General features: G+C 67.9%; 10 protein-coding genes. 5 read left to right on the top strand and 5 right to left on the bottom strand.

The genetic code is table 11. The annotated features are described in order from the left end of the window. Nucleotides 1-302 (top strand): acyl-CoA dehydrogenase family protein (locus SACSA_RS23840; protein WP_048877004.1); only part of this gene is annotated, 302 nt, incomplete at its 5' end. After that, nucleotides 296-1,360, top strand: coding sequence for a type III polyketide synthase (locus tag SACSA_RS0119025; protein ID WP_019819331.1), 1,065 nt, complete (start codon nt 296-298; stop codon nt 1,358-1,360). The genes SACSA_RS23840 and SACSA_RS0119025, both read left to right, overlap by 7 nt. 108 nt (nt 1,361-1,468) lie before the next feature. On the opposite strand, the gene SACSA_RS0119020 is transcribed toward SACSA_RS0119025, so the two are convergent. From SACSA_RS0119020 to SACSA_RS25420, 5 genes are all read right to left on the bottom strand, one after another. Beyond that, complete coding sequence (locus tag SACSA_RS0119020; protein WP_157597024.1) at nt 1,469-2,359, bottom strand: JmjC domain-containing protein; 891 nt, start codon at nt 2,357-2,359, stop codon at nt 1,469-1,471. A gap of 83 nt (nt 2,360-2,442) precedes the next feature. After that, the gene (locus SACSA_RS0119015; RefSeq protein ID WP_019819327.1) at nt 2,443-3,669 is read right to left on the bottom strand and encodes an MFS transporter; all 1,227 of its coding nucleotides are present in this window, start codon (nt 3,667-3,669) and stop codon (nt 2,443-2,445) included. Between the two features lie 38 nt (nt 3,670-3,707). Next, on the bottom strand, nt 3,708-5,327 hold the full coding sequence (locus SACSA_RS0119010; RefSeq protein ID WP_157597023.1) for a B12-binding domain-containing radical SAM protein: 1,620 nt from the start codon (nt 5,325-5,327) through the stop codon (nt 3,708-3,710). 11 nt (nt 5,328-5,338) lie between these two features. Further along, nucleotides 5,339-5,629 carry a hypothetical protein gene (locus SACSA_RS0119005; protein WP_019819323.1) on the bottom strand — a complete coding sequence of 97 codons (291 nt, stop codon included), beginning with the start codon at nt 5,627-5,629 and terminating at the stop codon, nt 5,339-5,341. 19 nt (nt 5,630-5,648) lie between these two features. Beyond that, nucleotides 5,649-5,798 carry a hypothetical protein gene (locus SACSA_RS25420; protein ID WP_157597021.1) on the bottom strand — a complete coding sequence of 50 codons (150 nt, stop codon included), beginning with the start codon at nt 5,796-5,798 and terminating at the stop codon, nt 5,649-5,651. A 311-nt stretch (nt 5,799-6,109) separates the two neighbouring features. Here SACSA_RS25420 and SACSA_RS0118995 point away from each other — a divergent pair, with 311 nt between their 5' ends. From SACSA_RS0118995 to SACSA_RS0118985, 3 genes are read left to right on the top strand one after another with little or no spacing between them, the layout of a single operon-like run. Beyond that, nucleotides 6,110-6,616 (top strand): DUF3995 domain-containing protein, encoded by a 507-nt coding sequence (locus SACSA_RS0118995; RefSeq protein WP_019819321.1) that lies wholly within the window; start codon nt 6,110-6,112, stop codon nt 6,614-6,616. A gap of 11 nt (nt 6,617-6,627) precedes the next feature. After that, complete coding sequence (locus tag SACSA_RS0118990) at nt 6,628-7,155, top strand: hypothetical protein (RefSeq protein WP_157597019.1); 528 nt, start codon at nt 6,628-6,630, stop codon at nt 7,153-7,155. A 52-nt stretch (nt 7,156-7,207) separates the two neighbouring features. Continuing rightward, nucleotides 7,208-9,154, top strand: coding sequence for an ABC1 kinase family protein (locus tag SACSA_RS0118985; protein WP_019819318.1), 1,947 nt, complete (start codon nt 7,208-7,210; stop codon nt 9,152-9,154). Nucleotides 9,155-9,480 lie beyond the last annotated feature (326 nt).

Genomic DNA, 9,480 nt, shown 5'->3' with positions numbered 1-9,480 from the left:
CCACGCTGGCCGTCCGGGAGGCCGCCGCGAGGGTCGCCGAGCGCCCCGGCGAGCCCGAGACCAACCGGTGGGTGTGGCGCGCCAAGCTGATCGCGGGGGACACCGCGAACGAGGTCGCGTCGTCGATGGTCGAAGCCGCCGGAGCGGCGGCGACCAGGCGCGGACATCCCCTGGAACGCCTCTACCGGGACGCCCGCTGCGGGGCGCTCCAGCCTGCCACCTCCGACGTGTGTGCCGACTGGCTGGGCATCGCGGCCGTCGGCGGCGACCCCGAGCACCAGGCCGAGGTAGCCCGATGGTGACGGCGGCCATCACCGGCGTGGGCACCGCGCTCCCCGAGACGATCGATCAGCGCGCGTTGTGGGACGGCTTTTTCCGCGGGCACTTCGCTTCGGACCGCCTCGCGCGGCGCATCTTCGAGGGGTCCGGTGTCGACCGGCGGCACGCGGTCGCCAACCCGCTCACCGAGGACCTGTCCCACAGCTCCACCGCCGCACGGATGCGGCGCTACGCCGAGCGGGCCCCGGATTTGGGACACCGGGCCGTCGCCGCGGCGCTGGCCGACGCCGGCCTCACCGCCGAGGACCTCGGGCAGCTCACCGTCGTCTCCTGCACCGGCTACACCACCCCGGGACTCGACATCACCCTCGCCGCGTCGCTGAAGCTGCCCCCGCGGGCACACCGCCTCCTCGTCGGCCACATGGGCTGCTATGCCGCCTTGCCCGCCCTCGGCAACGCCGCCGCCTTCGCCATCACCCACGAGCGGCCCGTGGCGCTGCTCTGCCTCGAACTGACCTCCCTGCACGTCCAGCCGCCCACCACGGAGCCGCAACAGGTCGTCTCCCACGCGTTGTTCAGCGACGCGGCCGCCGCGCTCGTGCTCCAGTGCCGGACCGCCGGGAGCGAGAGCACCTCGGCGCGCGGCGTGGACGTCGTCGACACGGCGGCCTTCACCGACACCAGCGCGGCCGAGCACATGACCTGGGACGTCACCGACCTGGGCTTTCGCATGGGCCTGTCCCCCCACGTCCCCGACGTGCTGGCCGAACACCTGCCCACCGTGATCGGCGAGCTGCTGGCCCGGAACGGACTCGGTGTTCCGGATGTCCGGGGCTGGGCGGTGCACCCGGGCGGGCCACGCATCCTGCACACGGTCGAGCGCACACTCCGGCTGCCCGCGGACGCGCTGGCCGCCTCCCGGACCGTGCTCGCCGAGCACGACAACTGCTCGTCGGGCACCGTCCTGCTCGTGCTCGACGAACTGCGCGCCAACGGCGCTCTCGACGACGGCGGCCCCGTCGTGGCGCTGGCCTTCGGCCCCGGCCTCACCCTCTACGCCGCCCTCCTGATGCGGCGTTAGTCGCGACGCGACCCGCGCCCTCCGCCCGTCCGGGCGCCACGCGTGTCTGGACACCACCGCGGTGTCCGCATCGATCCTCACCGTCGGCCCGCCCGACGGCAGCCGGAACTACTCCTGCCCCAGAACCGAGGCGAGTGTCGAGCCGTCCGACCGATACTGACGGGCGACGAAATCGCGCAGGAGCGAAACCCGGTCGCACTCCCGAACTTCGGCGTCGATCTCGGCGATCGTATCCCGGGTCTGCTCGACCGTGGCAGACTTGGGCAACTCCCGCAGCGCGCTGATCAGACTCAGCCGGTAAAGCTCGCCGAAATCAACGTAGTTCAAACCGTACGATAGGTGAATCGACGGTTCGTCCATCGCGCTGGCCGCATGCCCCCACCCTCGGGGGATGACCAGCGCGTCTCCCGGACCCAAGCGTACCGACGAGGTCAGCGCACTCTCGGCGGGCTTGTCCCCGTCGTGCTCCGACCATCCCGCCGGCGCCGCATCGTAGAGTCGCCATTCCTTGGTTCCGACAGTCTGTACACACACCACGTGGTCGTCTCGATCTCTGTGCGGAAAGAACCCGGTCGAAAGTCGCGGAGTAACGAAAATCATCGTGTTGAGCAGGCAGAGCGACGACTCCGTGAACGCCGAAGCGAATCTTCTGAAGTCCGGATCCCATGCCTCCGGACCCGAGAGGACCATGGAGTAGCCCCGCCCAATCAACGACCTCGCACGATCGGGCGACACCAAGAAAGGCCACACCTTCCCCTGGATCTGCATACCCGACGAGAACTCCTCCAGAGGAGCCGCCTGGTTGTCTTTGGAGAAGGCGATCGAGGCGGACGTGATCCGCCCGTGGTCCAGCCACTCGTCAACGGTCTCCACCGACACGTCCACACTACCGCCCGTGCGCACCTTCGTGACGACCGGGACGTCACTTCGCGTACGCGAGACCCAGCCCAGCAATTCCTCAACGGAATCGAAACATCCGGCTATCGAATAGTCGACCACGCCGCAACCCCCAACTCCCTGCCGTCGATATGGCCCGATTTACTGGTTGGTGTACTCATCCATCACACCCTTTCGGCTCCGGATCATTCAGTCGCGACCGGCACTCTGATACTCTTACTGAAGATCGCGAAAAGAGCAACCGCCCAGTGCCAGAGAACCAGCGCCACCACACCTGATATCCCGCCCCCCGCCTCCATGATCGGCCCTACCGCCAGCACGCCAAGCGGCAAGGACGCCGAAATGATCAGTTTCTGGGCCCCGCTCACTCTTCCCCGCAGCCCATCGGGCGCGCGGGACATCATGGCACCGGCCAACGCTCCGTTCCACGGAGGAAACCCCAGCGATGCCACGAACACGATCACCGCCATCGCGTAAGGATCGTTCGTGAACGCCAGGAAGCCGATGAGCACGGCTTCGGAAGAGAATACCCCGATCACCAGCTGCTTCAGCGAGAATTTCCGCTGGACCCGCCCTGAAACCATTGACCCGAGTACCCCACCAGCACCCATAGCGCCGATCATGATGCCGATTTCCCACGCGGTCGCGTTCGCCTCGTAGGCGCGGAAAATGATGACCAGATCGATGGCGCCCCACGTCACCTCCGCACCGGCGGTGACTATGGTGGCCGCACGCAAGAACCGTTGTCTCCAGAGCCACTTCAGGCCGGCGACGAGATCCTCTTTGCTGACCGACTCGGCAGCCTTCCGCACACTGGCCTGCAGAGGCTGCCGCAGCCCCACGACCAGGACGCAGGCCAGCATGCATGCCACGAAACCCGCGATGAACGGAGCCGCATGCGCGAGACCGAACAGAGCACCACCCACGGACGGAGCCACGAGTACAGCGACGGCGGTTCGGCCGACGTTCCACGACGCCGCTTCGCTTACCTGCTCGTCGGAGACGATGTGCGGCAGCGCGCTCAGTTCGGTGATGGAGAACAGTTCCATCGCGATACCCTGCAGAAGCGCAGCGGCGCACAGCAGCCAGAACCAGACATGACCGGTTCCCACCGAGACGGCGACACTGCCGAGCGCGACAGCCTCGACAAGTGCGCAGCCGACCATCAGATACCGCCGGTTCACGCGGTCAGCCAACGAACCGGCAGGAAGATACACCAAGATGGTGGCGTAGTTCAGCGCACCGATTATCGAGGCCTGTGTCGGTGACCGCGTCGCCGCCAGAACCAGCAGCGGAAAGGCCAACGCCGAGACCTGCCACGCCAGCGTCGCCAGGAACTGGCTTATCCAGAGCCGAGCGAAAGAACGATTACGCCTGAGCGGAACGTGAACGTCATGAACCTCATCGCGCATCGTCTCAGAAACCGCACCACCCGCTGGCGGGGTTTCCATCATGAGTGCGGCAAGGCCGCGCTTCGAGAGCTACGTAGTTCATCGACAAGACTCCTCGTGCGGGCCATCAGTTCTGACAACGAGACGGGTGGTGATCCATAGTACAGACCAGTCACGTCGTCGCAGCAACGAGGGTCCAGCCCATTTCGGATATCTCCGATAACCGCGTCGAAGAAGCGTAGTGGCGCGTGCCGCAGTGCTACCGAGTCAAGCTGAAGCTGCCGCACGGATTCGAAGTCGGGCGAATCCTTCTCGATCAGTACCCGTTTGACGGATTCGTCGAGGAGCAGGAACTCGGTGTCGGCCAGTAGCCGGTCCAACTCGTCCTGATAGGTTCGGCGGAACGACTGGGTGGTCTCCCAGAAGGCCAGCGTCTCGGCGTGTTCGATCAGCGGGCCGATGTCAGGGAGGGTACCCAGACCGAACGTCGTCCCCAGTCGATCTTCGTAGAACTCACGGATCGGGGTTCCTTCGTAAAGCCCGAGGCTCGTGTAGAGGTGATCGACAGGGTAATAATCAGCGAACCCGCAGTCTTTGATGAAGGCCATGTTGAGCTCGAGGTCTTCAAGCGTGGTGGCCGGGTCGATCATGATGAAATCGAGAGCTATCTCCACACCGAGACGCTGGAGCATGCGGGTGGCAGCGACGTTCGTCTCCGGGCTGACTCCCTTCGACAGACGCTCGAGCACGGGAGGTGACGCGCTCTCCACCCCGACCTCGACGAATCGCAGGCCCAAGGGGATCATCTTTTCGATGATCTGCTCCGCGCGCAAGAGCTGATTCACGCGCGTTCCGAAACTGAACGAAATCCCCGGGTCGTAGTCATGCAAGGCTTCCACGATTTCCAGAGCACGTTGCCCACGAACGAAGAAGTTGGCGTCGCTGAAATATACGTGCCGGTACTCGACACCATGCTTCTTCCTGAAGTACTCGACCTCCTCCACGACGTTTTCAGGAGATCGCGACCGGTAGCGTCGCCCGATCGTCAGAACACCACAGAAGCTACAGTTGTACGGACAGCTTCTCGAGGTTCCGACCGTGATCGCCGGCACCAACAGCTGGCGCCGCTCGTCGTAGTAGGTCAGTTCCGGATACGGCTGTTCGCTGACGAACTCGGCATCTGGGAACGGCAGCGTGTCGAGGTTCTCGATGGCAGGCATCTCTGCGTTCGCGACCACCTGCGAACCGCTCCGGTAGGTCAGGTTCGGAACGGCCTCAAGGCCGCGACCGCCTCGCAGCTCCTGGATCAGGCGCAGCGTGGGGTGTTCACCCTCGCGCCGAATGACCGCGTCGATGCCGTCGAAGCCCTCGATGATGGCGTCGTGAGTCGCGGTAGCCTGAGGGCCTCCGCACAACAGGAACGAGTCCGGGTTCCTTCTCTTGATCTCGTTGGCGAGGCCGACGGTGGGAAAGAACGACTCGTTGTAGACCGAGAAGCCGACGACATCGTAGGACGCCAATCGATATTCGTCGACGAGCTCCTCGGCGGACTTTCCCGAGTTGCTCAGGTCATAACCGTCGGATTCGATCCCCTCGGACCTCAGATACGACATGATATACGCCAGTCCGATGGGTATCGAACCGCGGCGATCGAACGACTGCCCGATAGGACTGTTCACGAAGGCGATTCTCACACTGTCCGCCCAATACTCACGACTTGCCGGTGGATCAACTTGAAAATGAGATCCGACACCCCAGGATACTCGGCCAGCTCCTTCTCGACATGCCCGGACCGCGCGATCTGGCGCCACACTTCACTGCCGATCTCATTCAATTTGACGCAGTCGCCCTGCTCGCCGACGGCAGGAATGTACACCGAACCCAGCTCGTCGAGGTACGGGGTCTCGATCCTCAGGCGCAGACTGTGAAGGTGGGGGCTTCGTGTGCCGTCCGCGTCCGTCGAAACATCAGCCTGTCGCATACCCGCCCCCACCTCGCTGTCACTGGTACCGCTTGCCGAGCATCTTGGTGTAGGTCGCACCGCCGAGGCTCACGCTGTCCAGGCTCGCCGAGGCACTGTTCCGCTCGTCCGCTCGGCTCAGTTCTTCGGCGACCCTTTCAGCGAGATTCCGGCGCTTCGGTGTATCCACGGCTTCCACGGTCAGTTCTCTGGTTTCCAAGATGACCTCCAGACCGGACTACTTTTCTGGACGATCATGGATGCTACGCGCACCGTGCCAGATCCGGCTATCGGCGGAACGGGTGTTACCGGCGGACTCCGGCGATCGGCGGAACGGAGCCGACGAATCATCGGGTCGGCACCTCGATGGCGTGAGGACCGGCGAACTCACCACGGCACGTCTGCGCCGCGTGCAGGGACCGGCAGCGCGGTGGTTCCGGTGGGGCGGCGGGCTCTAACCTGAGCGGGCGGGCGCACCCGGCGCCCGGGACAGGAGAGCGGATGAACCAGTCACCGTCCCCCGCACGGTCGGCCGAGCACACCGAAACGCCGTCGACGCGCCTGCGCTGGCTCGCGGGCCTCTGCTGCGCCTGGATGGTGGTCTTCGCGGGGGTGCACGTCTACTGGGCAGCGGGTGGCACGTTCGCGATGCCCGCCGGATTCTCCATCGAGGACAACACCGCGCTGCTGGTCATCGACATCATCGCGGTGCCCCTGTGCCTGGCCGGTGCCGCGCTGGCGCTCGCGCTGGTGCGTCCGGAGGGCCGCCGCAGACCTCGCACCGTCACCGCGCTCACCGCGCTGACCGGCCTCTTCTCGATCGTGCACGCGGCGGGCACGATCGTCGCCGATATCGGCATGCTGCTGGGCGTGGTGGAGGTGCCCGACACCGAGGCCGAGCGGATCAGTGCCTTCGTCTTCGAACCGTGGTGGCTTCTCGGGGGCGTGTTGTTCGTGCTCGCCGCGTGGACCTTCCACACCGACCGCCGTCGCGTGGCGCGGGGCTGAGGCGGGCCGCCGTGCTGCTGGACGACGTCCTGCCCCGCTGGGACCACCGCGAACGGCACGCGCTGCGCGTGCCCGCCCCGACCGGCGACGTGCTGACGGCCGTGGAATCGGTGACCTGGAACGAGCTTCCGCTCTTCCGCGCGCTGGCGGCCCTCTCCTCGGCGGGCCGCACGCCGCACGGGCCGGTGCCGTTCCTCGACCGGATGACCGCGGGCGGGTTCCGCGTGCTCCGGCGTGGTCCGGACGAACTGGTCGTCGGCGCCGTGGCCCCGGTGCGTCGTGGCGGCAGCGCCCGGACGCTCGACCCCGATCCGTACGACGCGTTCGTCTCGTTCAGCGAGCCCGGCCACTACCGCGTCGCGTTCAACTTCCACCACGCCCGGGGGGTGCTCAGCACCGAGACCCGGGTGGGGGTCACCGACCAGCGCTCGCTGCGCGCCTTCACCCGCTACTGGTGGCTGATCAGACTGCCCGGCGGGCTGATCCGGCGCGAATGGTTGCGGGCGATCCGAACTGCGGCCCTGGCGATGGCCCGGTAGGCCTCGGGCGTCGCCGAGGAGCCGCCCCGAGGCCCGGTTGCGAGGCGAGACTGTGAGCACGACCGTGTGGATTCCGTTGTTCGTGATCGGCACCGTGGTGCTGGTGTCCCTGCTCGCGCTCGCGGCACGGCGCCTGCTGGGGTTGCGGGTCGGGCTGCTGCGCACCGTGCTGGCGGGCACCATCGGCGTCCTGGCCGAGTCGCTGTTCGGCACGTCGGTGCGCCTGGACGGGCATCCGGCCGTGCAGCTCAGCCTCCAGCTCGGCATCGGCGTCCTCATCGCCACCTGCTTCCTCGCCGTCGCCGAGGCCGTGGTGCCCTCCGGGTCGCTCGGCGGTCCACTGGACTGGCTGCGCTCCGGACGCACCCGGATCGCCCGCGCCCGGCGCTACGCGCGGATCATGTCGATCGCGGTGCGGCACGGGCTGGGCCCCCATCTGCGCGGGCGCGGCCGGTCCGGCCGCACCACCAACACCGCGACCCTGGCCCGCGCGCTGCGTGGCGCGCTGGAGGAGGGCGGCGTCACCTTCGTCAAGCTCGGGCAGGTCATCGCCACCCGGCACGACCTGCTGGCCGAGGAGTTCGTCACCGAACTGGCCCACCTGCACCACGACGTCGGCCCCGTTCCGTGGGAGGACGTGCGGGCGGTGCTGGTCGCCGAACTCGGCCCGCGGTTCGACACCCGGTTCGCCCGGATCGAGCCGGAACCGGTCGCGGCGGGCTCCATCGCCCAGGTCCACCGGGCCACGCTGCACACCGGCGAGCGGGTCGCGGTCAAGATCCAGCGCCCCGGCATCCGCGAGGTGGTCGACCGCGACCTCGACATCGTGCGGCGGCTCGCGCGGAGCCTGACCACACGCACCCGGTGGGGGCGTGCCATCGGCCTCGCCGACCTCGCCGACGGATTCGCCTCGGCGCTGCGGGAAGAGCTCGACTTCCGGGTGGAAGCGCGCAACACGGCCGCCGTGCGCGCCGCCGACCCGGCGCACGGCGACGGGACCGTGGCACTGCCCGCGGTGCACGAACGGCTCAGCGGCACGCGGGTGCTCACCCTCGGCTGGCTGGACGGCGTGCCGCTCGGCTCCGCCGCTCCCCTGGTCGCCGAGCGCGGCCTCGACCCGGAGGAACTGGCCCGCACACTGCTGGACTGCGTGCTGCGGCAGATCGTGGTCGACGGGCTGGTCCACGCCGACCCGCACCCCGGCAACGTGCTGCTGCTGGCCGACGACCGGCTCGCGCTGCTCGACTTCGGCTCGGTCGCCCGGCTCGACACCGGATTGCGCGCGGGATTGCAGCACCTGTTGCTCGCCGTCAACGCGGGCGACCCGGCCGCGCTGCGCGACGCCCTGCTCGAAGTGGTCCACCGCCCCGGCGACCTGGACGAGCGCCGCCTCGAACGAGTACTCGGCCGGTTCCTGGCCACCAACGTCGCCCACGGCGGCGCGGCCGACATGGGACTGTTCGCCGATCTGCTCGCCCTCACCGCCGACTTCGGCCTCGAGGTGCCACCGGAGGTCGCCGCGCTGTTTCGCACGCTGTTGACACTCGACGGCACGTTGAGCGGTCTGACCTCGGAGTTCAACCTGATCGACCAGGCCCGCCGCAGCGCGCCCGGATTCATGGCGCGGCAGTTCACCGACCGCTCGCTGCCCACGGCCGCCGCCGGGGAGGCCCTCGCACTGTTGCCGATGCTGCGCCGGTTCCCCCGCCGCCTCGACCGGATCACGGGTTCCCTGGAACGCGGCGACTTCTCGGTGCGGGTCCGTGTCCTCGCCGACGAACGCGAACGCCGGGTGGTCACCGGGCTGCTCAATTCGGTGCTGACCGCGTTCCTCGGCGGTGTCACCGGCATCATGGGGGTGCTGCTGCTCGGATCGTCCGGAGGGCCCTCGGTCACCTCCACGGTGACGCTGTACCAGATGATCGGCTACCACCTGCTGGTCGTCAGCAGCGTGCTGGTGCTGCGCGTTCTGGTGCTCATCGCCCGCGGCCACTCCTGAGAACACTCGTGCTGAGCCGGCAATCGCGCCGGGGCCAGGGAGGAGGACAAGCCCGGCGCTTCCGGGCGATCCGGCGGGTGCGACAGGGATCGTTTCCGGAGACTGCAAACGCCCTCCCGGCGCGTGCCGGCGCTCGCTACGGTGACGGCGTGACTTCGCCGTCTTTCCCCCCGTCGCGTTCCGCCGGTCCCTCCGCTTCGCCCCCGGCCTCCGCGAGCTCCGGACCGGGCCCGGCACCGGCTCGGTCCCGCTCGTCCTGGTTCCGCGCCTTCCGCCCCGTGGCCGACCCGGCCCTGCGCCTGGTGTGCCTGCCGCACGCCGGGGGC

This window comes from Saccharomonospora saliphila YIM 90502, assembly GCF_000383795.1.
GTDB lineage: Bacteria > Actinomycetota > Actinomycetes > Mycobacteriales > Pseudonocardiaceae > Saccharomonospora > Saccharomonospora saliphila.
This window is presented reverse-complemented; position numbering and strand designations above follow the sequence as displayed.

Excerpts from the sequence above, each read along its gene's own strand:
- SACSA_RS0119025 (WP_019819331.1), top strand. The coding sequence starts at position 296 with ATGGTGACGGCGGCCATCACCGGCGTGGGCACCGCGCTCCCCGAGACG.
- SACSA_RS0119015 (WP_019819327.1), bottom strand. The coding sequence starts at position 3,669 with ATGCGCGATGAGGTTCATGACGTTCACGTTCCGCTCAGGCGTAATCGT.
- SACSA_RS0119005 (WP_019819323.1), bottom strand. The coding sequence starts at position 5,629 with ATGCGACAGGCTGATGTTTCGACGGACGCGGACGGCACACGAAGCCCC.
- SACSA_RS0118995 (WP_019819321.1), top strand. The coding sequence starts at position 6,110 with ATGAACCAGTCACCGTCCCCCGCACGGTCGGCCGAGCACACCGAAACG.